Source organism: Acidovorax sp., from assembly GCF_046294525.1.
In the GTDB taxonomy this organism is placed as follows: Bacteria; Pseudomonadota; Gammaproteobacteria; order Burkholderiales; family Burkholderiaceae_C; genus Acidovorax.
In genome coordinates this window covers 63,758-87,213 of record NZ_JBKBKQ010000021.1, presented here as the reverse complement: position 1 = coordinate 87,213, position 23,456 = coordinate 63,758, and the positions used below count along the sequence as shown (strand labels likewise).

The following is a 23,456-nucleotide window of genomic DNA, read 5'->3' as shown; positions in this document are numbered from 1 at the left end:
GGTCGCCTTGGTGGCTTGCATGCGCAAGCTGCTGACGATGCTTAACGCCATCGCTAAGCAAGGCTCCGCATGGAATCCAAATCACCATTGCGCTTGACTTCCAAGACGGTTGCTCAGGGGGTGAACTCTCTACGCCGCGACGAATTCATTCCACTTCTGCACCATGTAGTTGTTCTCGTCCATCAACGCGTTCCAGCAAGCGATGCCGCCCATGCGCGACTCATAACTACCGCCGTCGCGCACCGCACCGGCCTTGGCCAGCACGTCGCCATTGGGGCTCTTGATGTCCTGCGTGGCGGGCTTGCCTTCCATCCAGTAGGCCCACTCGTAGGCTTCCATCTTGGACTTGGCGGTCTCCAGCACAGCGCTGTAGTAGCCCTGGCGGTTCAGGTAGGCACCAGCCCAGCCGTCGAGGAACCAGTTGATGAACTCGTACGCGCCATCGAGCTTGCGGCCGCTCAGCGTGGCGGGCAGGCCAAACCCTGCAGCCCAGGCGCGGTAGCCCTCCTTCAGGGGCTGGAAGTTGCAGGCAATGCCCTTGGTACGCACAGCCGTCACGGCCGGGCTCCACATCGACTGGATCACCACTTCGCCCGAAGCCATCAGGTTCACCGACTCGTTGAAGTCCTTCCACAGCGCGCGGAACTGGCCCTGCTTCTTGGCTTCGATCAGGGTCTTGATCGTGAGATCAATCTCCTTCTTGGTCATGTTGCCCTTGTCGGGGTACTTGCAGATGCCCATGGCCTCGACCACCATGGCGGCGTCCATGATGCCGATGCTCGGGATGTTCAGGATGGCTGTCTTGCCCTTGAACTCGGGGTTGAGCAGCTCAGCCCACGAGTTGATGGGGCGCTTGATCAGGTCGGGGCGGATGCCCAGCGTGTCGGCGTTGTAAACGGTAGGGATCAGCGACATGAACTGCGTGGGCGCGGTCGCGAATTTCTTGGACTTTTCGCTTTCCAGGTAGATCACCTTCTTGGGCGCCGTGCCCTGGTCGCCCACGGCCTTGCCCGCCACCATGCCGGTGGTGAACAGCGTGGTGATCTTGTCGGCGTTCTTGATGCGCTTGGTGTCGATGCCTTTGAGGTTGCCCGTGGGCACGATCTTCTTGAGCGAGAAATACTCGGTGTCGATCAAATCAAAGCTGTTGGGCGCGGTGACGGCGCGCTTGGTCACGTCGTCGGTGGTCACGGCCACGTACTGGATCTCGATGCCGGTGTCGGCCTTGAATTTCTCGGCAATGGCCTTGTCCTGGTTCACCGCCGTGCCCAGGTAGCGCAACACGATCTTTTCCTGCGAGTGCACGGCCGGGAACATGCCGGCGGCCAGGATGCCCGCCGTGCCCTTGAGCAGCGAGCGGCGCGCCACACCAGTGGCGTCACGGACGACGCCAGTGGCATCGGAGACAACAACAGGGGAATCAGTACGGGAAGCATCTGACATGGGAACACTCCTTGGGTTGCGGAAGGGACGGGTTACAAGACAAAAAAGACGTGGCGGTGCGGTCAGGCGGCCTGAGCCATTGCGGGAACAGGCACGGACAGCGGGTGCGCCTGATCGGGTGTCCAGTGCAGTTGCACGGCCTGCCCCACCTGGTAGGGCTGCGCGGCAAAGGCTGCTTCAGACACCATCACCGAATACGCCGCCGTGGCGTTGGCCGACAAGGCCACGCTCTGCTTTTGCAGACCCAGCAGCACATAGGTGCCCTGGTACTCCACATCTGTCACCACGGCCTGCATGCGCTGGGCGCCCCAGGGCAGCTCTGCCTGGGCGGGGGCGATCTGCAGGTGGTCGGTGCGCACGCCTACCTTGCCTTCAGGCGTGTCGATCACGTTGTGCCCGCCCATGAAGCGCGCCACGAATTCGCTGGCAGGCCGGTTGTAGACCTCGTGCGGGCTGCCCACCTGCTCGATCACGCCGTGGTTCATCACCACCATGGTGTCGGCCAGGGCCATGGCTTCTTCCTGGCTGTGGGTCACATGGATGAAGGTCAGCCCCAGCTCCTTCTGCCAGCGGCGCAGCTCGGCCCGCATCTGGATGCGCAGAAAGGGGTCGAGGGCGGAGAGCGGCTCATCGAGCAGCAGCACACGGGGCTGGGTGATGAGGGCCCGCGCCAGCGCCACGCGCTGCTGCTGCCCACCGGAGAGTTCGGCCGGCTTGCGCTCGGCCAGATGCCCCAGGGCCACGCGTTCCAGCAGGTCGCGCGCCTTGGCCTGCCGTTCGGCCTTGGCAACGCCCTTCATCTTCAGGCTAAAGGCCACGTTGTCCAGCGCCGAGAGGTGCGGAAACAGCGCAAAGCTCTGGAACATCATGGCCGTGCCGCGCGCGGCGGCGGGCAGGTCGGTGATGTTGCGGTTCTCCAGCAGGATGTCGCCGCTGGTGACCGACTCGTGCCCCGCAATCATGCGCAAGGTGGTGCTCTTGCCGCAGCCCGAAGGCCCGAGCAAGCAGCAGTAGCTGCCGCTGGCAATGCGCAGGTTGATGGCATCGACCGCCGGCTTGCCGTGGGCATAGCGCTTGGTCAGCGCAATGAGTTCGATGGCAGCAAGGACGGGTGCAGAGGGAGTGGTGTGCATGGCTTTTTTGTATGCAAAGCACATGCCAGTCTTGTACACAATTATTTTATTTATTGCATACAAAATGCACCAACCCCGTGCGCCCTTCGTTCCCGCAACCGGTGCTGCGCACCATCCTTGCCCCTACGGGGTGGTCCGTTCTGGTGCTCGGCAGCTCTGTCGCAGCCCGTGGGCGGACAAGCCCGGCGCCCTTGTCGATGGCTATACTGGGCCTCGGCAGAAGAAACAATTGCTTACGAAGGCGCGCCACCCCACTCCCCACGCCGGATGACGAACCTCGACCCACGTTCCATGATCGCCATGGCGGGCTTCATGTCCGCCATCATGGCCATCGTTCTGCTGTTCATGCGGCGCCACTACCCGCCCTCGATCCGTGGTGTGGGCGCTTGGGCCATGGCGCCCCTGCTGTGGCTGGCGTCCACGGTGCTGTTCGGTGCGCGGGGGTTCATCCCGCCGTGGCTCAGCCTGGTGCTGGCCAACCAGCTGCTGGTGCTGGGCAGCCTGCTCTACTACATGGGCACGCGGCATTTTCTGGGCCACCACTTTTATTGGCGCTATTGGGGTTGGGTGATGGCGGGCAGCACCGCCGTGTTTGTGGTGCTCACCTATGGCTATCCCAGCTATGGGCTGCGGGTGGGCTTCTTCACGGTGCTGATGGGCTGCATCTACGCGGCGCAGTTGCGCTTCATGCTGCGCCACGGAGAGCGCAGCTTTCCGGTGCGGCTGGTGCAGGTGGTGCTGGCCGCGCACACGCTGGTGTTGGCCGTGCGGCTGATTTCCATACTGATCGGCAAGGGCGGCTCAGACCTGATGGAGCCCTCGCTGTTCCAGACCTTGTACATCGGCGCCTATGTGCTGATGGTGCTCATGCTCTCCATTGGCGCGGTGCTGATGGCCACCGACCGCCTGCGCACCGAACTGGAACACTTGGCCACGCACGATTCGCTCACCAACACGTTGAACCGCCGCGCGCTGCTGGAGCGCTGCGAGGACGAGTTGGAGCGCGCCCGGCGCTATGGCGATGGCCCGGCGATCATGATGGTGGACCTGGACAACTTCAAGGCCGTCAACGACACCCGGGGCCACCAGCATGGCGATGCAGTGCTGGTGCACTTTGCCGACCGCACACGCCAAGTGCTGCGCCGCGCGGACCGGCTGGGGCGGTACGGCGGCGAGGAGTTTTTGGTGCTGCTGCCCGGCAGCGATGCCGAGGCGGCCAGGGTGGTCGCCCAGCGCATCCACGCCACGCTGGCCACGGGCCACGCGCTGGATTGCCAGGTCAGCATCGGACTGACCAGTTGGACGGGGCCGCATGAGACGCTGGACGCGATGCTGTCCCGTGCCGATGCAGCGCTCTACCGCGCCAAGCACGAGGGGCGCAACCGGACCGTGGTGGGATGAGGCGATTCAGACCGTCTGCGTGGCGACCCCCGCCGACTCAAAACTCGCCATTTCCGCCAGCACCGCGCAGGCAGACTGCAGCAGCGGCCAGGCCAGCGCCGCACCCGATCCCTCACCCAGCCGCAGGCCCAGGTCCAGCAGCGGCTCGGCCTGCATCTGCGCCAGCATCAACGCGTGGCCGCGTTCGCCCGAGCGGTGGGCGAACACGCAGCGCTGCAGCACCGCAGGCTGCAGGCGGCAGGCAACCAGCACGGCGGCGCTGGTGATGAAGCCGTCCACCACAATCAAGCGGCGCTCGGCCGCGGCCTGCACCACGGCACCCACGAGCGTCGCCACTTCGTAGCCGCCCAGTGCGGCCAGTGCGCCGAGCGGGCTGGTGGCGCCGGCATTGGCGTCCAGCGCCTGCTGCAGTACGGCGCATTTGCGTTCGATCCCCGCCGGGTCCAGCCCCGTGCCCGCGCCCGTCACGTCGGCCAACGGCAGGCCGGCCAGGCGCGCGAGCAGCAGCGACGCCACCGAGGTGTTGCCAATGCCCATCTCACCCAGCAGCAGCGCGTTGCCCGGCAGGTTCCGCACCACCTCCATACCGTTGACGAGAGCCTGCGCGCATTGCTCGGCAGTCATGGCGGGGCCTACCGACGCGTCGGCCGTGCCGGGCGCCACCTTGCGCACCAGCAACTGTGGCGCGCCAGCCGGCGTATCGCGCGCGGCCAGGGGGCGCGCCACGCCGCAGTCCACCACCGTGAGCTGCAGGCCATGCTGGCGGGCCAGCACGCTCACTGCGGCACCGCCAGCCAAAAAGTTCTCCACCATCTGCCACGTCACGTCGCTTGGAAAGGCCGACACGCCTTTGGCCGCCAGGCCGTGGTCGCCAGCACACACCAGCATCTGCGGCTGGCGCAGCGAGGGCGCCTCGGTGCCCAGCACCTGGCCGATGCGCAAGGCCAGCGCCTCCAGCCGGCCCAGCGAGCCCAGGGGCTTGGTCTTGTTGTCCAGCAAGTGCTGAAGCCGGGCGGTCAACGGGGCGTCAGCGATATCTGCGATGGCGGGGACGGTGAATGCGGCGAGGGGTTGCATGGTGCGTAAAGCGGAAAAATCAGAAACGGTTGAATCCGCCGCGAGCAGCGGGACGCAGCTGTCAGGTGTGGAACGCGATGGGCGCGATCAGCGACCGCAGCGCGCCAGGGGCAAAACTGGCGTCTGCCATGTGAGCGAGGCCATCGAACACGGAATCGAGCGTCGGCACGGGTGCCGCACCCGCGCGGCCAAACAGGGCCTGCAGCACTGAGGGGTCTTCCAGCAGGCCATGCAGATACACCCCCAGCACATTGCCAGCAGGGCTCTGCCAGCCGATGCCAGGAAGGACTTCGCGCGCCACATCGCCCTTTGCGGCCATGGCGGGGTGCTGGGCCGTCTGGCCGTGGTGGATCTCATAGCCGCTGATGGGCACGCCGGCCAGCGCGGCCCAGGCACCCTGCACCGCGCTGAACTGGGCCTGAGTACGCCGCACAGTCTTGTTGGCCTCGAAGGCGGTGACCAGCGCCAGCAGGCCCAGGCCGGGCGCATTGCCGTCAATCCCAGCGGTGTCGATCAGCGCCTCGCCCAGCATCTGCAGGCCGCCACACACACCCAACACCATGCCCCCCTGCCCCGCGTGTTGCGCAATCGCCTGGTCCAGGCCCTGCGCACGCAGCCAGGCCAGGTCTGCCGCGGTGGCTTTGGAGCCGGGCAGCACCACCCAGTCCGTCGCCTTCAGGCCTGCCAGATCGGCCGGGCTGCGCGCCCACAGCAGGCGCACGCCGGGCACGTTCTTGAGGGGCTGGAACTCGTCCAGGTTGCTGATGCGCGGGTAGGCAATGACAGCCACCGTGGTGTGCACCGTGCCCGCCGACAGCGTGCGGTCGTCAAAAACACCGTCTTCTTCTGGCAAGCCATGTTTCCAGTGCATGGGGATGGTGGCCATGATGGGCACGCCGGTCAGGTCCTGCAGCATCTGCGGCGCAGGCGCCAGCAGGCCGGCGTCGCCACGAAACTTGTTGAGCACAAAGCCGTGGATCAGCAATCGCTCGTCCTCGGGCAACAGCGCCCAGGTGCCATACAGGTGGGCGAAGGCGCCGCCCCGGTCGATGTCGGTAACAAGCAAGCAGCGCGCATCGGCATGGCGGGCAACGCGCATGTTGACGATGTCGCTGGCGTGCAGGTTGATCTCGGCGGGCGAGCCTGCACCTTCGATCACGACCACGTCGTTTTCGGCGCGCAATGCATCGAGCGCCGCAGCGATCTGCGGCCACACCTTTTCGCTGCGGCCGCGCCAGGGCATGGCCGTCAACTCCGCACTTACCTGCCCCATGAGCACGACCTGGCTGTGCGTGTCGGCCTCGGGCTTGAGCAGCAGCGGGTTCATGCGCACTTCGGGCTCGGCACGGGCCGCAAGGGCCTGAAAGTACTGGGCGCTGCCGATTTCTCCCTGGCTTCTGTTTGGGCCTGAAACCACCCGCGCATTGTTGCTCATGTTCTGCGCCTTGAAGGGCGCGACCTTGAGGCCCTGGTTGCTGTACCACCGGCACAGCGCGGTGGCCAGCCAGCTTTTGCCGGCGCCGCTGGTGGTGCCCAGCACCATCACGCAGCGGGCCAAATGGGGAGAAGGATTTGGATTCAAGGCAGTGGGCGGACCATGCGATCCATGATGTGTTCAAGCGCTGCGGCCGCATTGGTGCAGCGGCCGGTGTGCACAGGGGATGTCTGGATGATCGCGCTGCGCTTGGCGGTGAGCCAGTGAAAGCGCTGGCGGAACGGCAGGCGCGCAATGGGGCCACAACCCTCGTCGCCCGCGCAGATGGCGACGATGGCGGACAGGTGGCGGCGCACAGTGTCAATGTCGGCGTGCGGGTCCATGGCCAGCAGGCGCGCTTCATCGAGCGCGATGGCAGCCTGGAGAAAGCCGGTGCGCTGGCACGACAGGATCACGCCCGCGTTGATGAACTCTTCGCGCTCCACGCGCGGCACCACGCGCACGATGGCGTAGTCATACACCTCAGGCGCGTGCATCGACAGCCTCCTTCAGTGCATCCACCCAGGTGGCGCGCCCATCCAGCCGCGCGCAAAAGTAGTTCACGTAGGCTTGGCGGTGGCTTGCGGCGGCCGTCAGCGGACCTTCTTCGTGATCAACACTGGCCAGCAACAAGAACTCGTCGGGCACATCTGCCAGGATGCCTGCCACCACCTCGGGCGTGAGGCGTGAGGCCAGTTCCGCATCCACCTGCGCCAGCAGCGTGGCCCGGGCCAGCAGCACGTGGTCGGCAATCGGCGCGAATGGCTTGGCAGGCAGGGCCACCGCGCCATTCCAGGCATGGTGAAACGTCAGCGCCGCACCGTGGTCGATGAGCCAGGGCTTGCGATGCCACATGAGCAGGTTGGTGTTGCGCGCAGTGCGGTCCACATTGCCCACCAGCGCGTCGCACCACACGAGGCGCGAGGCGAAGTCATCCGACACCACATCCACCGCCGGGTCGAAGTTGAGCGCACCTGAGAGGTAGTCCAGCCCCACGTTCAGGCCACCGCTGGCGCGCACAAGGTCCTGGATCTCGGGGTCGGGCTCGGTCTGCGCGAGGGCGGGGTCGAGCTCCGCCAGCACGATCTCGGGCACGGGCAGGCCCAGCGCCCGGGCGATGCCGCCCGCGATCATCTCGGCCAGCAGGGCGCGCACGCCCTGCCCTGCGCCGCGGAACTTGAGCACGTAGGTGCCCAGGTCGTCGCCCTCGACGATGGCGGGCATGGAGCCACCTTCACGCAGCGGCGTGACATAGCGGTTGATGGTGATGGTTCTCACAAGGTATCCCCTGACCCGGTTGAATGGTGTGTGCCGGCGATGGTACGGCCGCCGCCCAGAGTGCTCCAGGCCTCGCGCAGCGCGTCCTGCGCGGCGGGCGGCACCACCCCCAGGCGCACGCTGCCCGGCAGGCCGAAGGACGTGGCATCACGCAGCTTGATGCCCGCTGCACGCAACGCCGCCAGGTCGTCCGGCAACGACGGGCTGACAGGCTGCGCGCAAAAGTAATTGGCCAGGCTCCCTGCGTGCACGGCCCAGCCCAGGTCCCCGCACAGCGCCAGCTGGCGCGCCTTCCACCCGCGCAAAGTGCCAAGGCTGCGCACCAGCCACTGCTGCGCTGCTGGCGACACCCAGGCCTGCAGCAGGGCCACGCCATGCGCGCCCACGGGCCACGATGGCGCCAGGGCCACCAGGGCGCGCACCAAGTCGTCGGCACCCGCGGGCGCAATGGCGTAGGCCGCGCGCACGCCAGTCAGGCCCAAGGCCTTGTTGGGGGTCCACAGCTGCCAGCAATCGGTGGGCAGGTGGGCGGACGGAGAGCCGGCCCAGGCGTGTTCAGGATCCAATCGCAGTGGTGCATAGGCGCAGTCGAGCACGCGCGCCACACCGGCAGCGCGGCCATCGTCTGTACCACCATTCCACTCCGCTCTTTCACGCTGCCAGGCTCGCACAGCCAGATCGGCCCAGCCCAGCGGGCTAGACGGCTCGCAGGCCCACTGCAGGCCCGCCGCCACGCCAGCCCCGCGCACCACGGCCAGTCCGTGCACCTGTGCGGCGTGGGCATAGTCGCCATAGCTGTGCACGGGCACGGACACCTGCACCGCACCCCGCTGCGCGGCGAGCGCGGTGATGCGGTGGATGAACTCACTGGCGCTGGCCGCCACCACGACGCGGCCCGGCGCCACGCCGTGGAAGGCGGCCAGGCGTTCGCGCAAGGCCGTGTACGCCGGGTCGGGGTAGCGTGTGGCATCGGCGGCCTGCACGGCCTGTTGGGCCTCCGGGCACGGCCCGCAGGCATTGCTGTTGGTGGAGAAATCAAACAGCGGCACGCCTGCAGCGTCCGGCCCCCCATGCGTTGGTGCGGCGTGCGGCGCGCAATCCACGCTGCTCACACCTGCAGCCATGCAAACACCACCAGGATCAGCAGCTGCAGCCCCGCCAGCAGCGGAACCAGCCACAGCACCGCATGCCCGCACAGGCGCGCCGCACGGCGCGTGTCCAGCGGGCTGGCACGGCGCCCGTTGCCATGCAGCGTGTACACGCCGGGCTTGGCCAGGCGCACGTTCAACGCCAGCGCCATGGCGGCCATGGGCCAGCCGCTGTTGGGCGATGGGGTCTTGCGGGCCTGGCGCACCAGCGAGCGCAGCTGCACCCCCCCGGCGGACAGCGCCAGCAGCAGCGCAGTGATACGCGCGGGCAGCCACGACAGCACGTCGTCCGCGCGCGCCGCCCACTTGCCGGCCCACTGCCAATAGCGCCCGCCGCGCATGCCGGGGTAGCCCCACATGGCATCGGCCGTGTTGGCAAAGCGGTACAGCGCGGCACCCGGCAGGCCCAGCAGCACAAACCAGAACAGCGGCGCCACCACCGAATCGTTGAGATTCTCGGCCAGCGACTCAATGGCCGACTCGCGCACCTGGTCAGCCGTGAGCTGGCTGACATCGCGACTGACCAGCCGCGCCAGCTGCTCCCGCCCCGCCGGCAGCGACTGGCCCAGCGCCACCTCTACAGCCAGCACCTCGTCGCGCAGCATGCGCCAGGCCATCAGTGGCTTGAGCAAGGCGGCCAGCAGCGCTGCCGCCAGCAGTTCGTGCAGCCTAAGCACCAAGTGCTGCGCCAGCGACGAAACTATCAAAACAATAGCTGCCAGCGCACACCAGACAAGCGCTGCAAGCCAAAAACGCTTCAAATCCTGCGCCACGGGCTGGGAGGGGGCCAGCCGTTCGCCGCAGGCCTGCAGCGCCCGTCCCATCCACACTACGGGGTGCCATGCGGCGGGGGGTTCGCCCACCAGCCAATCCAGCGCCAGCGCGAGCAGCGGCACACCGATGCACACGGCGGCAAAGGGCCAAGCCCACCCAGGCGTCAACCATAGCCACCCGGGGGATTCAGACACGGGCATTCCTGAGCTGAGATGCATGCCAAAAGCCTTTCAGTCTTCAATGCCGCGCTGCGCGGGGATGCCCGCCTTGAACGCGTGCTTGACCATCTGCATTTCAGTCACGGTGTCGGCCAGCTCAATGATCTCGGGCGGGCAGCGGCGGCCAGTGATGCACACATGCACGTCCCTGGGCCGCTCACGCAGCGTCTGCAGCACGCCGTCCAGCGGCAGCCAGCCGTAGATCAGCGGGTAGGTGATCTCGTCCAGCACCACCAGAAAATGTTCGCCCGACAGGATGGCCGCGCGCGCCTTCTCCCAGCCGTCGCGCGCGAGCTGGGCCGAGTGCTCCAGGTCCTTGCTCTTCCAGCTGAAGCCGTCGCCCAGGCCCTCGATGGGCAGACCGATCTGCTCGAACATGCGGTGCTCGCCAAAACGCGCGGTGGGCACCTTCATGAACTGGAAAATTTTCACCGCCTTGCCCCGGCCATGGGCACGCAGCGCCAGGCCAAAGGCGGCCGTGCTTTTGCCCTTGCCATCGCCGGTGTTGACGATGATGAGGCCCCGGCGCTCGCCCTCGGGCTTCTCGTAGCGTTTTTCGGTGGGGGCGGCTTCGATCTGCATGGGTTGTCTTTCAATCGGAGGTCATTGCTCCGCCGGGGTGCGGCGGGGCAGCAAATGGGGCAAGGCCAGCCACTGGCCCTCCACCGGGTGGATGGCAATGCGGTCGTCAAACACCTGCTCCAGCGCGCGGTGGGTGTGGGTGTCCCGGGCGGAGCCATGGTGGCGCAGGCGGCCAGCCGCAACGATAGCCACATCGTCCGCCTGCAGCGCAAACGAGACCTCGTGCAGCACGCTGACCACCGTCTTGCCCTGCGCCACCAGGTCGCGCACCAGCAGCAACCAGTCGGACTGGTGGGGCGGGTCCAAATTGGCCAGCGGCTCGTCCATCAGCAGCACCTGGGCCTGCACGGCCAGGGCACGGGCCAGCAGCACGCGCTGGCGCTCGCCACCGGAGAGCTGCGAGAGCGCGCGGTGGCGCCAGTCCCAGGCCTGTGTGGCGCGCAGGGCTTGCTCGACAGCGGTGTGGTCGGCCTCGCTGGGCGGCGACAGCCAGGGCTGGTGCGGCAGGCGGCCCAGCATGGCAACGTCGTACACCAGCAGGTCATCGGCGGCCACCTCGTTCTGACCCAGCCACGACAGGGCTCGCGCCCGCTCGCTGCGGTGCCAGGTGGCCAGCGGCCGGCCGAGCAATTGCAAGCTGCCCGTGCAAGGCAGCAGGCCCGCCAGCGCCCGCAGCAGCGTGGACTTGCCCGCACCGTTGGGGCCGACGATGCTGGTCCAGCGGCCCGCCGCCAGGTGCAGCGTGATGCCGTGCAATATGGGGTGTTTTCCGATGCTGGCGCTTATCCCCATTGCGCTGACAGCTATGTTTTCAGGAGCATTGCGCATTTACAGCACGCCTCCTGGTCCGGTGCGCCGGTGCATCAGCCACAGCAGGTAGCCGCCACCCAGCACGGCGGTGAGCACACCCACGGGCAGTTCTTGGGGGGCGATGAGCCCGCGCGCCAGCAGGTCTGCACCGGCCAGCAGCACACCACCCATCAGGCTGGCCAGCCCCATCAAGCGGCCGTGCGGCACCTTGACCACGGCGCGCACCAGGTGGGGCGCGGCCAGGCCCACAAAAGCAATCAGCCCCGTCTGCGCCACGGCCGTGCCGGTGGCCAGGGCCAGCACTGCCACCAGCGCGGCACGCAGCGGTGCCAGCGGCAAGCCCAGGCTGTGGGCCGTGGACTCGCCCAGCGCCAGCCCATCCAACACCCGCGACAGCGCCCAGGCGGCCACCACACACAGCAGCCACACCCCGGCCATCAGCAGGCACGAGGTCCAGCCCACAAAGCCGGTGGAGCCCAGCAAAAACGCCTGCATGGCCTGCAAGGAATCGGGCGACAGCAGCAGGATGAGTGAGGTGAAGGCGCCGAGCACCACGCCCACGATGACCCCGGCCAGCAGCAGGCGCAATGTGTGCTGCACACCGCGCGCCAGTGCGAGCGTGAGCAGCACCGCCAGAACCGCCCCGGCAAACGCCGCGCCAGTCATGCCCAGGCGCACCAGCCAGTGGCCCGAGAACACCATGGCCACGGCCGCGCCCTTGGCGCTGCCCACCATGCCCGCAGCGCCGCCCATCATCGCCAGCGCCGTGGCCACGCCCAATGAGGCGCCCGAGGCACTGCCCAGCAGGTACGGGTCGGCCAGTGGGTTGCGAAACAGGCCTTGCGCCACGGCACCGGCCAGGCCCAGCAACGCACCGGCGCACCATGCGCCCAGCGTGCGCGGCAGCCGGATCTCCCACACGATCTGCCAGGCCATGTCCCGTGCGGCGTGGCCGGCGGGGTCGGTGCCGTGATCCCACAGCGCGGGCCACAGGTTCTCCAGCCCCACGCTGCCCACGCCGGTGCCCAGCGGCACCAGCAGCGCGCTGGCCAGCAGCAGCAGGCCCGCCAGCCAGCGACCGCGCTGCACCGCCGATCCCATCATGGGCGCACCGCCGCCGTTGCCTGCGCCTTGGTACCGGATGGCGCCTTGCTGGCGAGGCAGCGGGCCATGATGCGCGCGCCCTCGGCCATGCGCGGGCCGGGGCGCACCAGCACGTCGGCGTCTTCGGGCGGGAACACGCACAGCCGCTGCTCACGCAGAGCGCGCAGGCTGCTCCAGCCCGGCCGCTCGGTCAAGCCCTCCACGCTGCGCGCGCCCACCATGATGAGGTCGGGGTCGGCGCGCACCACGAACTCTGGGTTGAGCTTGGGAAACGGTCCGAGCGATGCGGGCAGGATGTTGCGCGCGCCCAGCCGGGTCAGCGTCTCGCCAATGAACGACGAGGCTCCTGCTCCATAGGGACCGCGGTTGACCTCGAAATACACGCGCACGCCACGCGCTGCGGGCGGCACGGACTGGGCGGCGGCTTCCACCGCCGCGTCGATGTGGCGCCAAACCCGCTGCGCATCGGGCACGCCCAACACCTGGCCGACTTTGCCCAGCACGCGCTGCACGTCCGCATGGCTCTTGGGCTCTAGCGCCACCACGTTCACGCCCAGTTGCTCCAGCCGGGCCGAGGCGCGCGACGAAGTGGCCAGCAGCACCACATCGGGCCGCAGCGCCACGATGGCTTCGATGTTGGGGTCCAGCCCACCTCCAACCTGCGGCAAGCGGGTGATGGCGTCAGGCCAATTGGAATAGCGGTCCACGCCCACCAGGCGGTGGCATTGGTCCAGCGCGCAAATCGTTTCGGTGAGCGAGGGCAGCAGGCTCACGATGCGCTGGGGCGGGCGCGGCAGCGTCACCGCGCGGCCCCGGTCGTCGGTGACCTGCACCGGCTGCGCCTGGGCCAGCCCGGCCATGAGCAGGCCCAGCGCGATCAGGATGGCAATGACCCACAGGATTCGGCGCACGGGGGTGGGTTTCATCAACAAGGTTCTTTCAAAGAGAGAGGCAGCCCGGCGGCCATCAGCGTGACGCGGGGGCACACCTGGGCCACCTGCTGGTTGAGCATGCCCAGCGCATCCACAAAGGCGCGCACCTCGCGCCCCATCGGGATGACCCCCAGGCCAATTTCGTTGCCCACCAGAACAACGGGGCCGGGGGCTTTCCGAACCGCTCCTAAAAACATAGCTGCTTGCGCTTGCCAGTCAAGCGCAAGGGCCTGTTTTCGTTCAAAATTCATGGCTTCTACACCCAGGGGCATGGTCCAGTGCGTGAGCCACAGCGTGAGGCAGTCCACCACCAGCAGGGTCTGCTGCGTGCTGAGCCGCGTGATCGCTGCAGCCACGTCGTGCGGCTCTTCCACCGTCTGCAGGCCGGGCACACGCCCGGCGCGGTCGCGCTGGTGGCGGGCGATGCGCTCGCGCATTTCGTCGTCCCAGGCTTCGCCGGTGGCGATCAACATCGCACGGTGATCGGCGGACTGTTCCAGCCAGTCGCGCGCCAGCAGTTCGGCACGGCGGGACTTGCCGCTTTTCTGGCCGCCCAGGATCAGCTCGGTGGTAATGGTCATACCGATGCGCCTCCCAGCAGGTGCGCAACCGCCTCGGGGCTGGACGGAAACCATGCGTGGAAATAGCTGGCATGGATGCTGCCCTGCCGGTACAGCGCCTCCCCCGCATCCGGCGCAACCGCCTCGTTAGGGCGCGCCGTGCGGGCCACTACGGGGGCGCTGCTGTCGCTGGTCGAATAGTGAAAGGTATGGCCGCGCAGCGTATGCCCGGCCACCGCCAGTTGCTGCGGGCCCAGCGCCGCCAGGCGCTTTTGCATGGTCACGTGGCCGGGCAACAGCCCCCACAGCGGGGCCTTGCTGCTGTCGGCCAGGGTGATGGACTCGAACAGCGCCATCATGCCTCCACACTCGGCCCACAGGGGTTTGCCTGCGGCCACGTGGGCGCGCAGGCTGGTCAACATGCCAGTGTTGGCCGCTATCTGCGCGGTGTGCAGCTCGGGGTAGCCGCCGGGCAGCCAGACTGCGTCGCAACTGGGCAAAGCGGCATCGTGCAGGGGCGAGAAGAACACCACGCGGGCGCCCATGTGTTCGAGCGATTGCACGTTGGCCGCGTAGATAAAACAGAACGCTGCATCGCGCGCCACAGCCACCGTGCGGCCCGCCAGCAGGCGTGGCACGGTGGGTGGCGACGCAGTCGCCGGGAAGTCCACCGCCCAGCACTGCAAGTCGTCCAGGCCCATCTGGCCCAGCGGCGTGGCAGCCAGTGCGTCGGCCGCAGCATCCAGGCGCTGCAGGCTGTCGTCCAGTTCGTGCGCGGCCACCAGGCCCAGGTGGCGTTCGGGCAGCAGTGCCGCAGCCGCTTTGCCAGCGGGTGCTGAGGGGTCGGCCTGCACGCGCATCAGCGCCCCCATCCAGTCGTTCACATCGTGCAAGCCATCGCGCAGCATGTCCGCGTGGCGCGCGCTGCCCACACGGTTGGCTAGCACTCCGGCCCAAGGCAGACCGGGACGGTAGTGGCGCAGACCAAATGCCAGCGCACCAAACGTGCCTGCCATGGCCGAGGCATCGACCACCGCCAGTACCGGTACACCAAAGTGTTGTGCCAGATCGGCTGCACTGGGCTGGCCATCAAACAGCCCCATCACGCCTTCGATGAGGATCAGGTCCGCATCACGCGCTGCCTCATGCAGACGCTGCGCGCAGTCGGCCTCGCCGTTCATCCACAGGTCGAGCTGGTGCACGGGCGCACCGCTGGCCAGCTGGTGCCAGTGCGGGTCCAGAAAATCCGGCCCGCACTTGAACACGCGCACGCGCCGACCCTGGCGCGCATGCAGGCGCGCCAGCGCTGCGGTGACAGTGGTTTTACCTTGGCCCGATGCCGGGGCTGCAATCAGCAGCGCGGGACAGCGTGTCACACCCCACCCCCAGTGCGGTGCTCACCCAATGGCCGACGAAACTGGCGCGCCCCAAGCCAGTGCCACCGTGGAACTGGCTCCACCAGGCCACGGGTGGCGCCCCCCCTGCGGGGGGAAGGCGCGCAGCGACTCAGGGGTGGCTTCACTGCATTGCCCACTTGATGCCGACGTAGGCCGTGCGGCCAGCGGTGGCGTAGGTGCGGGCCACTTCGTAGTGCTTGTCGCCCGCGTTGTCCAGGCGGGCCACCAGCGTGAAGTCGCGCGCAATGCGGGTGCTGGCGTACAGGTTGACCAGCGTGTAGCCGCCCAGCGTGACGGTGTTGGCGGCATTGTCGAAACGGCGACCCGAGGCCTGCACTTCGGCACCCACCGTCCAGCCCGCGACCAGCGTATCGGCGCCCAGCGTGCCGTGGCGCTTGGCACGGCGTGCGAGTTGCCGGCCGGTGTTCAGGTCACGGGGATTTTGCAGGTCCAGCGACGCACGCAATTGCACGCTGCCCAGCTTGTGCGATCCCGCCAGCGTCACGCCCTTGTACTCGGCGCGCGCGGTGTTCACATAGCAGCCGAAGCTGGAAGCACACGGGCCGGGGCCGCCGAAGGTGATGAGGTCCTGCACGCGGTTGCGGTATGCGGTGACGGAGAAACTGCTGCTGGCATGTGCCCAGCGCAGCCCCAGCTCCACGTTGCGGCTGCTTTCGGGGTTGAGCGAACCCACGCCGTATTCGCTGAAGCGGTGGTACAGCGTGGGGGCGCGGAAGGCCGTGCCCACCGACGCAGTGGCGCGCCACTGGGGTGCAAAGCTGTAGCCATAGGCCAGGCTGCCAGTGCCCTTGCCGCCAAATTCGCTGTCCGAGTCGTGCCGCAGGTTGGCCTGCAGGGTGTGCGACCCAGCCGTGTAGCCGTATCCCAGGGCCAGCGCGTCCTGTGAGCGCTTGCGGTCGATGGGAGCGTTCTGCAGGCGGTCTTCGCGGCGCTCCAGCGCTGCGGTAACCAAATGCGGCCCCTGGCGCCACTCGTTCTGGAACAGGTAGCCGCGCAGCTGGGTTTCGGTGAGGTAGACCGAGGGACGTGTTTCGTAGCGGTCGCGCGAATCGGTGATCTGCACGCGCGTTTTGTACTGCGAACTCCACTGCGCCTGCCAATTCAGGCCCAGCGCATGCAGCTTGTGCAGATTGCGGTCGTTGGCCGTGGGGCTGGTGTCGTAGCCGCTGTCCATGTCGTTCACGAGCAGTGTGCCCTCCAGCCGGTGCACGCTGTTGACCTGCAGACCCACACGCGCGCTGCCCGATGTGCTTTCGTAGCCGTCGCGGTCCGGGTTGGCCGTGGTCACCGTGCGGGCGTTGAAGCCCTTGCTCTCTTCTCGCGCAATACCCAGTGCGTAGTCAACAGTGCCGCTGGCGCCGCTCACGCCCGCTTCGAGCTTGCGTGTACCGTGTGTGCCCAGGCCGATGCCCACGTACGGCGCAACGCCGTTCTCGCCGCGCTTGGTGAAAATCTGCACCACGCCGCCCATGGCGTCGGAGCCGTACACGGCGCCCGCAGGGCCGCGCAGCACTTCAATGCGGTCAATCTGCGCCAGCGGGATGGCTTCCCACGCGGCGCCGCCGGTGGACTGCGAGTCCATGCGCACGCCATCGATGTACACCGCCGTGAAGCGCGACTCGGCCCCGCGCAGGAAAACGCTGGTGGTGGTGCCGGGCCCGCCGTTGCGCGAGATTTCGATGCCGGGCACCCGCGCCAGCACGTCGGCCAGGCCGGTGGCCCCACTGCTTTCAATGGTTTCGCGGTCAATGATGCTCACGTCGGCCACCAGGTCGGACAAAGGCTGGGCCGTGCGCGTGGCCGTCACCACGGTTTCGTTGAGCGAGGGCTGGCGCAGGTTTTGCGCCAGCTGCACGGCGCCACGGCTGTCAGCTTCGTCGGCACCGGGAGCGGTGGCGTTGGCTTGCTGGGCGTGCGCCGCGCAGGCGCCCACCACGGCCAGAGCCAGGAGCGCAGGGCGCAGGCACAGCGGCGCCGCAGCGCGCGCACGAGGGGTACAGATTTTCATGGGATCAAGGTCTACAAACAGTACCCGCGCCGGCCTCCCCGCCAGCAGATGGGTGATACGGCCGCGCACCGCCTGCCCCAAAAAAGCAGGTCGCACACAACCACCGTGTTGGCCGGTATCCGGGCTGGCGGAACACTCTTCAACGCCTTCCCAGGCGCTTGTTCAAGGCACCCAGTGGCATGTGGATGAAGAGAGAATCGGGTGATTCGTCCGCTGACCGTTGCGGGGGCAGCGCAGGCTGGGCGCGCACTGTGGGGTGGCGCCTCCCTGCTTCCCGTTGAACTGCGGCATGTGAACCACACCGCGAGCACCAACGCCGGGATTTTACGGCCGTTTGCAAGCCACAACCCTACAATGAAGGGCTGTATGGCCCTCCCGTCCCCCACCGACCAGATCGCTGACCGCGTTGAACGCCTGTTGCTGCGCCACGCAGAACTGCAGCGCACCAACGCACTGCTGACCGAACAGGTGGCAGCCCTCACGCACGAGCGGGATTCCCTCAAATCTCGCCTCAGCGCGGCCCGCGCCCGCGTGGACGCCCTGCTGGACCGTCTGCCCGCCACCGCCCCCGCCACGAAAGAAGCCGAATGAAACAGATCGAGGTGCAGATCCTGCAGCAAAGCTACCTGCTGACCTGCCCCGAGGGCCACGAAAGCCGCTTGCTGGATGCTGTGGAGCGCGTGGACACGGCCATGACCCGCATTCGCGATGCAGGCAAGGTGCGCGCCCGCGAGCGCATCGCCGTGCTCGCCGCGCTGAACCTGGCGTTTGAGATTGCAGACCGCGAAGCCGCAGACCTGGCCGCCAGCGCAGCGCAGCCTGCAAGCGGCCCCAACACCACCCAGCGCCCACAACCCGCAGGCGATGCCAGCCCCCAGGCATCGCTGCTGCCCGACGCAGACAACGAGCGACTCCAAAGTCTGGTGCAACGTCTGGACCAGGCACTGGGCGACGACGGCCGGCTGCTCTGACGCAAGGCTCAGAGAGCCATACTGCACGTGCTTTCGCGCTGCAGCGGTGTACAGGCTTTACAAGCCCCACCCGTACCGTCAACAACCCTCAAGCACCTACAATAGAGGGGTCTGCGGTGCCGCCGGGCTTTATATTTCCTTGAACCAATGCTCAACGAGCTCGGGCTTGGTACATCGCCCAGCAAGCGTGATCATCTCGCGTCAGATGAACCCAATGCAAGGCTGCCCTCGCCCACCTGAACCCCCGGTTCAGGATGAGAGTTCGGTAGCATCCGCGGACACCTTCTTCCTATGCACCTGCCACCGCGCCTTCGCTGCCGCGCGGCGCCGGCGGGCTGCATTCCCGGCCTCGTCTTGCTCCTCATCTCCTTTCGAACGCCATGCTGGATCCCATCCTGATCGTTGAACTCGCCGTGCTCGGCCTTGCCACCGGTTTTCTGGCGGGCCTGCTGGGCATTGGCGGCGGCATGCTGCTGGTTCCGTTTCTCACCTACATCCTGGGCGGCCGGCAGGTGGCGCCCGACTTGGCAGTGAAGATGGCCATTGCGACGTCGATGGCCACGATCATGTTCACGTCGATCTCCAGCGTGCGCGCGCACCACAAGCGCGGAGCCGTGCAGTGGGACATCGTGAAGCGCCTGGCGCCCGGTATCGTGCTGGGCGGAATGGTGGCGAGCCTGGGCGTGTTTGCGCTGCTCAAGGGGTCGTTCCTGGCCATCTTCTTCGGACTGTTCGTGAGCTTCTCGGCCACGCAGATGTTTCTGGACAAGAAACCGGCTCCGGCGCGGCAGATGCCCGGCGGTGCAGGCCAGGTGGCTGCCGGAGGCGTGATCGGTTTCCTGTCGGGCCTGGTGGGTGCGGGCGGTGGTTTTGTGAGCGTGCCGTTCATGACCTGGTGCAACGTGCCCATCCACTACGCCGTGGCCACCAGCGCAGCGCTGGGCTTTCCGATTGCGCTGGCCAACGTGGTGGGCTATGTGGCCAGCGGCTACAACGTGGCGGACCTGCCACCCGCGTCGCTCGGCTATGTGTGGCTGCCGGCGCTGGCCGTGATCGCCACCTGCAGCGTGCTGACGGCCCCCCTGGGCGCAAAGGCGGCGCACAGCCTGCCCGTCAAGCAGCTCAAGCGGGTGTTCGCATCGCTGCTGTTTGGTCTGGCGGCCTACATGTTCTGGAAGGGCGTGACGGCGGCTTAAAGCTCGCAGCACGTCGCAGAGGCTTCGGGCTTCCGGGTCAACCCAGCAAACACCGCTGAGCCCGCTCAGCTTTTGCTCTTGAGCGGCTTGGGCTTGCCCTGTGCCGCCGAGGGCAACGGTTTCGCCAGCATGGCCCGAAATTCCTCTGCAGGAAGGCCCGGCGCGCACAGGTAACCCTGGTAGTGGTCGCAGTCCATGGCCTGCAGCACGGCCTGCTGGGTGGCGGTCTCCACGCCTTCGGCCACCACCTCGATGTGCATGGCGCGCCCGATGCTGATGATGGCGCTCACGATGGCGCGGTCGCCATCGTCATCGGGAAGACCGCGCACAAAGGACTGGTCGATCTTGAGCTTGTGGATGGGCAGCTTCTTGAGGTACGCCAGGCTGGAATAACCGGTGCCAAAGTCATCGATGGCCAAGCCAATGCCCAGGTCTGCCAGCACGCGCACACGCTGCTCCATCTCTTGCGCATCTTGCAACAGGATGGTTTCCGTGAGCTCCAGTTCCAGCAAGGTGGGCGGCAGCTGGTGCACGGCCAGCAGGCGCGTGATGCGCTCAACAAAATCCGGTTGGCGAAACTCCAGCGCCGACACATTGACCGACACCATGATGGGCGTGCCGCTGTGCATCCACACTGCGGCCTCGCGCACCGCCTGCTCCATCACCCAGGCCCCCAGCGTGACGATGTAGCCCGACTCCTCGGCCAACGGGATGAACTGCGCGGGCGACACGGCACCGAATTCGGGGTCCGTCCAGCGGATGAGCGCCTCAGCGCCCGTGATTCGGCCGGTGGCCAGGTTGACCTGGGGCTGGTAGTGCACCGCCATGCGCTGCAGGCCCAGCGCCTGGCGCATGGCGTGCTCCATTTGCATGCGCGAGAGCAGGTTGGCGTTCATCTGCGGCTGGTAGAAGCCGTAGCTGCCGCGCCCCCGGTCCTTCACGCGGTACATCGCCGTGTCGGCCTGTTTGATGAGGTCGTCCAGCGTGGTGCCGTCCTGCGGGTACAGCGCCATGCCGATGCTGCACTGAATGGAAAAGCCCATGCTGTCGAGCGTGAAGGGCTTGAGCATGTCGTCCAGGATGCGGCGCGCCACGCTTTCGGCCACGGCCGCGTCGCCACCGTGGAGGTAGATGACAAACTCATCGCCGCCCAGGCGGCACAGCATGTCGGTCTGGCGCAGGCAGGTCTGCAGGCGCTCGGCCACCAGTTGCAGCACGCGGTCGCCAAAGGGGTGGCCCAGCGAGTCGTTGATGATCTTGAACCGGTCCAGGTCCAGGAACAGGATGGCAAAGCCCGTGTCGGTCTGCCGTGCGCCCTGGATGGCGGTGTCCACGCGCTGCGACAGCAGCAGGCGGTTGGGCAAGCCGGTGAGCAGGTCGCTGTAGGCCAGCTCCTCAATGCGCTTTTGCGCGGCGTGCTGCAGCGTTAGGTCGCGCATGAAGCCGATACTTTGCACCAACCGGCCCTCGTCGTCGCGCAGCGCCACCCAAGACAGCTGCACGGCGCAGTACGCGCCATTGTCGCGCGGCAGCCAGAGCTCGCCTTCCCAGAACCCCTCGGTGGCCCAGCCTTGCAGCACTTGCTCCATGAAGCCGGCGTCCGAGCCGCCGCCAAACAGCGAGGCGGCCATGCAGCCCTCAAACGCAGCGGCGGACGGGCCCACCAGGCGCTCGCAACCAGGATTCATGCGCAGGATGCGGTGCTGGCTGTCGGCAATGAAGATGGCGTCCAGGCTGGACTCAAACACGCGCGCCGCCAGCCGCAGGCTGGCCTGGATCTCGGTCTGGCGCGTGATGTCGCGGTACGAATAGACCCGCCCCACGGGTCGCCCGTGGCTGAACTGCGGCACCGTGCGCATCTCCAGCACCGTGCCGCCGCGCAGCTCCAGGATGTCCGTGCTCTCCTGCATGGGTTCACGGGCAATCGCGGCCAGGCGGTCTGCATACATGCGCGCGTCCACCACCTGGCTGGCCATGTGGGCGTATACCGCAGCGTCGTCCCGCTGTACCAGGCGCTCGCGCGGAATGCTCCAAAGCTGCGCCAAGCGCTGGTTGAAGGCCCGCACCTTACCGTCGAGGCCGCACACCAGCATGCCGTCGGCAGCGGAATCAAGCGTGGCGCGCAATTCGGAGAGCAGGGTTTCCAGCTCGCGCTCGGTGGCGTCTTGCGCGCTGCGGTCCAGCATGGTGACCATGAACTGCGTTTCGCCGCCCTCCTCGGCCGACCGTGGCACGCGGGTCACGCGGCGCTCCACTGGAACCAGCGCGCCACTGGCCCGTAGCAGGCTGGTGTGCGAATGGATGCCTTGCGCGACCACGTCCGCAGGCTCGCCCCAGAAGGCCTGGTCCTGCGGCGTGGCTGCAAGGCGCAATACCGACTGCCCCACCATGTCGGCCAGGGGCATACCCGCTAGGCGCTGTGCCGCCTGGTTGGCGTGCAGGATCAGGAGGCTGGTCTCATCGACCAGCCACACGGCTTCGAGCAGCCCATCCAGCCAGGCAGGGGATTGGCGGAGGCTCACGCACCCGCCTCGTCAGGGCCGGGCGTGACCGCGCGCTCAAAAAAGTAGCAGATACGCTGCCGGGGCGAAAGGTATTCCAGCGCGTCGCGCGGCAGTTGTGCGGGCTTGAGGCTGCGGCGGATGCCCAGTTCAGGCACGGTCTCCAGGTCCAGGATGGGCGCCTCATCCTTAGGCACGCGCGAGTCGTGCACGATGACTTTGGGCCGCAGCGGACGCGACGAATTGACCGAAGCCACGATGGCGTAGCGGTCGTTGACCAGCTGCACGATGGAACCCGGCGGGTACACCCCCATCATGCGGATGAACGCGCCCAGGACCACAGCGTCGAACTTGGGCTTGAGCTGCGCAAAGATGACAGACAGCGCCTCATGCGGCGTGAGTGCATCCACGCCCACGGCAGGGTTGCACATGCGGTCGTAGCGGTTGACTAGCGCCAAGACCTGGCTGTTGCGGCCCAGCGCCGGACCGGTCAGGCGCAGCGGAAAGCCGCTGCCGTCAGCCATTTCGTGGTGCTGCGCGATGGCCTGCACCACGGGCTCCGGCAGGCCCATGCGCGTGGCGAAGGCCACCGACTCGCCCACATGGGTTTCGTAGCGATTGCGCTCCATGGGGATCATGGACGGCGTGGGCTGCCGCAGGTTGGGCGGCAGCTTGAGCTTGCCGAGATCGTGCACAAGGGCGGCGACACCCAGGTGGTGCAGCTCCTCGCTTTGCATGCCCAGCGACCGCCCCAGCAGCAGAGCGATCACCATCACGTTGATGGGATGCAGACCGTTGCGCTCGCCCACGCCTTCTGACAGCAGGCGGATGACGGAGTCGCCGTTTTCCAGCAGGTCCGACACGCAGCCGGTCACCAGCGCCTCGCCCTTTTGCCGTGCCTCATCGGGGCGCTCGGACACCGAGCGCTCCAGCGCCTGGTACTGCCGTGTGGCCTCGGTAAACCGCTGGTTGCACGCGGCCAGGGCACGGTTCTGGGCGTCCAGAACGGCCCGGCGGCGCAGGGCTTCTTGGTCCACTGCGGCCGCGACCGTGCCGGCGGCGGGGTCCAGCGCATTGGTTGGGGGTGGCGCCGCCATCTCGGGCACGCTCCAGGCAGCGGGCACCAGCTCCTTCAGGTCCGGATCGCTCTTCTTGGGGACATAGCGCACCTCCGTCAGCCCCAGCTCCCGCAGGGTGGCAATCTGCTCTGCCGAGGCCACCCTGAAACTACTCACCGGGAACGGATGGTGCAACCAGCCCACATCGAGCTGGATGTACATGCCGACACGCAGCTGGCTGATGTCGATGAGGATGGAGGAGTTCACTTTCAGAGGTACGCGTAACATGGGGACATCGATGCCACCAATGGTTACACGGATTATCCCTGCTTCCGAAGACAGCCCGGCGAACCGCCCGTGACACCGCAGC

General features: G+C 67.4%; 21 protein-coding genes and 1 riboswitch. Of the genes, 4 read left to right on the top strand and 17 right to left on the bottom strand.

Annotated features, from left to right (window positions below; all coding sequences use genetic code 11):
* Window positions 1–129 precede the first annotated feature (129 nt).
* Entirely contained in the window at window positions 130–1,443 is a 1,314-nt protein-coding gene (locus ACK4HJ_RS17605) for a PotD/PotF family extracellular solute-binding protein (RefSeq protein ID WP_409833956.1), read from the bottom strand.
* A gap of 62 nt (window positions 1,444–1,505) precedes the next feature.
* Window positions 1,506–2,576, bottom strand: coding sequence for an ABC transporter ATP-binding protein (locus tag ACK4HJ_RS17600; RefSeq protein WP_409833954.1), 1,071 nt, complete (start codon window positions 2,574–2,576; stop codon window positions 1,506–1,508).
* 267 nt (window positions 2,577–2,843) lie between these two features.
* Between ACK4HJ_RS17600 and ACK4HJ_RS17595 the strand changes: the two genes are divergently transcribed.
* Window positions 2,844–3,977, top strand: coding sequence for a GGDEF domain-containing protein (locus ACK4HJ_RS17595; RefSeq protein WP_409833952.1), 1,134 nt, complete (start codon window positions 2,844–2,846; stop codon window positions 3,975–3,977).
* 6 nt (window positions 3,978–3,983) lie between these two features.
* On the opposite strand, the gene cobT is transcribed toward ACK4HJ_RS17595, so the two are convergent.
* The 13 genes from cobT to ACK4HJ_RS17530 form a co-directional block, all read right to left on the bottom strand.
* Window positions 3,984–5,054, bottom strand: a complete 1,071-nt coding sequence (gene cobT, locus ACK4HJ_RS17590; protein ID WP_409833950.1) for a nicotinate-nucleotide--dimethylbenzimidazole phosphoribosyltransferase — start codon at window positions 5,052–5,054, stop codon at window positions 3,984–3,986.
* Between the two features lie 61 nt (window positions 5,055–5,115).
* The gene (locus ACK4HJ_RS17585; protein ID WP_409833969.1) at window positions 5,116–6,597 is read right to left on the bottom strand and encodes a cobyric acid synthase; all 1,482 of its coding nucleotides are present in this window, start codon (window positions 6,595–6,597) and stop codon (window positions 5,116–5,118) included.
* Between the two features lie 35 nt (window positions 6,598–6,632).
* On the bottom strand, window positions 6,633–7,025 hold the full coding sequence (locus ACK4HJ_RS17580) for a DUF3037 domain-containing protein (protein ID WP_409833948.1): 393 nt from the start codon (window positions 7,023–7,025) through the stop codon (window positions 6,633–6,635).
* Window positions 7,012–7,806 (bottom strand): HipA family kinase, encoded by a 795-nt coding sequence (locus ACK4HJ_RS17575; RefSeq protein ID WP_409833946.1) that lies wholly within the window; start codon window positions 7,804–7,806, stop codon window positions 7,012–7,014. Before ACK4HJ_RS17575 ends, ACK4HJ_RS17580 begins: the two co-directional genes overlap by 14 nt.
* Window positions 7,803–8,930, bottom strand: coding sequence for an aminotransferase class I/II-fold pyridoxal phosphate-dependent enzyme (locus ACK4HJ_RS17570; protein ID WP_409833944.1), 1,128 nt, complete (start codon window positions 8,928–8,930; stop codon window positions 7,803–7,805). Before ACK4HJ_RS17570 ends, ACK4HJ_RS17575 begins: the two co-directional genes overlap by 4 nt.
* A complete protein-coding gene (cbiB, locus tag ACK4HJ_RS17565; RefSeq protein ID WP_409833967.1) occupies window positions 8,915–9,928 on the bottom strand; it encodes an adenosylcobinamide-phosphate synthase CbiB in 1,014 nt (337 codons plus the stop codon). Before cbiB ends, ACK4HJ_RS17570 begins: the two co-directional genes overlap by 16 nt.
* Before the next feature lie 30 nt (window positions 9,929–9,958).
* Entirely contained in the window at window positions 9,959–10,528 is a 570-nt protein-coding gene (gene cobO, locus ACK4HJ_RS17560; protein WP_409833943.1) for a cob(I)yrinic acid a,c-diamide adenosyltransferase, read from the bottom strand.
* A gap of 21 nt (window positions 10,529–10,549) precedes the next feature.
* Window positions 10,550–11,356, bottom strand: a complete 807-nt coding sequence (locus tag ACK4HJ_RS17555; protein ID WP_409833941.1) for an ABC transporter ATP-binding protein — start codon at window positions 11,354–11,356, stop codon at window positions 10,550–10,552.
* Window positions 11,357–12,439, bottom strand: a complete 1,083-nt coding sequence (locus ACK4HJ_RS17550) for a FecCD family ABC transporter permease (protein ID WP_409833966.1) — start codon at window positions 12,437–12,439, stop codon at window positions 11,357–11,359.
* Window positions 12,439–13,368 carry an ABC transporter substrate-binding protein gene (locus ACK4HJ_RS17545; protein ID WP_409833939.1) on the bottom strand — a complete coding sequence of 310 codons (930 nt, stop codon included), beginning with the start codon at window positions 13,366–13,368 and terminating at the stop codon, window positions 12,439–12,441. Before ACK4HJ_RS17545 ends, ACK4HJ_RS17550 begins: the two co-directional genes overlap by 1 nt.
* Window positions 13,368–13,955, bottom strand: a complete 588-nt coding sequence (locus ACK4HJ_RS17540; protein ID WP_409833937.1) for a bifunctional adenosylcobinamide kinase/adenosylcobinamide-phosphate guanylyltransferase — start codon at window positions 13,953–13,955, stop codon at window positions 13,368–13,370. The genes ACK4HJ_RS17545 and ACK4HJ_RS17540 overlap by 1 nt, the downstream gene beginning before the upstream one ends.
* Window positions 13,952–15,310, bottom strand: coding sequence for a cobyrinate a,c-diamide synthase (locus ACK4HJ_RS17535; protein ID WP_409833936.1), 1,359 nt, complete (start codon window positions 15,308–15,310; stop codon window positions 13,952–13,954). Before ACK4HJ_RS17535 ends, ACK4HJ_RS17540 begins: the two co-directional genes overlap by 4 nt.
* A gap of 142 nt (window positions 15,311–15,452) precedes the next feature.
* On the bottom strand, window positions 15,453–17,360 hold the full coding sequence (locus ACK4HJ_RS17530; protein WP_409833934.1) for a TonB-dependent receptor domain-containing protein: 1,908 nt from the start codon (window positions 17,358–17,360) through the stop codon (window positions 15,453–15,455).
* 92 nt (window positions 17,361–17,452) lie between these two features.
* A riboswitch (cobalamin riboswitch) is annotated at window positions 17,453–17,690 on the bottom strand.
* 36 nt (window positions 17,691–17,726) lie between these two features.
* Between ACK4HJ_RS17530 and ACK4HJ_RS17525 the strand changes: the two genes are divergently transcribed.
* The 3 genes from ACK4HJ_RS17525 (at window position 17,727) to ACK4HJ_RS17515 (ending at window position 19,527) form a co-directional block, all read left to right on the top strand.
* Window positions 17,727–17,951: a DUF904 domain-containing protein gene (locus tag ACK4HJ_RS17525; protein ID WP_409833933.1), complete on the top strand. Its 225-nt coding sequence runs from the start codon at window positions 17,727–17,729 to the stop codon at window positions 17,949–17,951.
* Entirely contained in the window at window positions 17,948–18,331 is a 384-nt protein-coding gene (locus ACK4HJ_RS17520; protein WP_409833931.1) for a cell division protein ZapA, read from the top strand. The genes ACK4HJ_RS17525 and ACK4HJ_RS17520 overlap by 4 nt, the downstream gene beginning before the upstream one ends.
* 380 nt (window positions 18,332–18,711) lie before the next feature.
* Window positions 18,712–19,527, top strand: a complete 816-nt coding sequence (locus tag ACK4HJ_RS17515; protein WP_409833929.1) for a sulfite exporter TauE/SafE family protein — start codon at window positions 18,712–18,714, stop codon at window positions 19,525–19,527.
* A gap of 65 nt (window positions 19,528–19,592) precedes the next feature.
* Here the strand turns inward: ACK4HJ_RS17515 and ACK4HJ_RS17510 are convergent, their stop codons facing one another.
* Both ACK4HJ_RS17510 and ACK4HJ_RS17505 read right to left on the bottom strand, forming a co-directional pair.
* Window positions 19,593–22,049: an EAL domain-containing protein gene (locus ACK4HJ_RS17510; RefSeq protein ID WP_409833928.1), complete on the bottom strand. Its 2,457-nt coding sequence runs from the start codon at window positions 22,047–22,049 to the stop codon at window positions 19,593–19,595.
* On the bottom strand, window positions 22,046–23,353 hold the full coding sequence (locus tag ACK4HJ_RS17505) for an HD-GYP domain-containing protein (RefSeq protein WP_409833926.1): 1,308 nt from the start codon (window positions 23,351–23,353) through the stop codon (window positions 22,046–22,048). Before ACK4HJ_RS17505 ends, ACK4HJ_RS17510 begins: the two co-directional genes overlap by 4 nt.
* Between the last annotated feature and the right edge of the window lie 103 nt (window positions 23,354–23,456).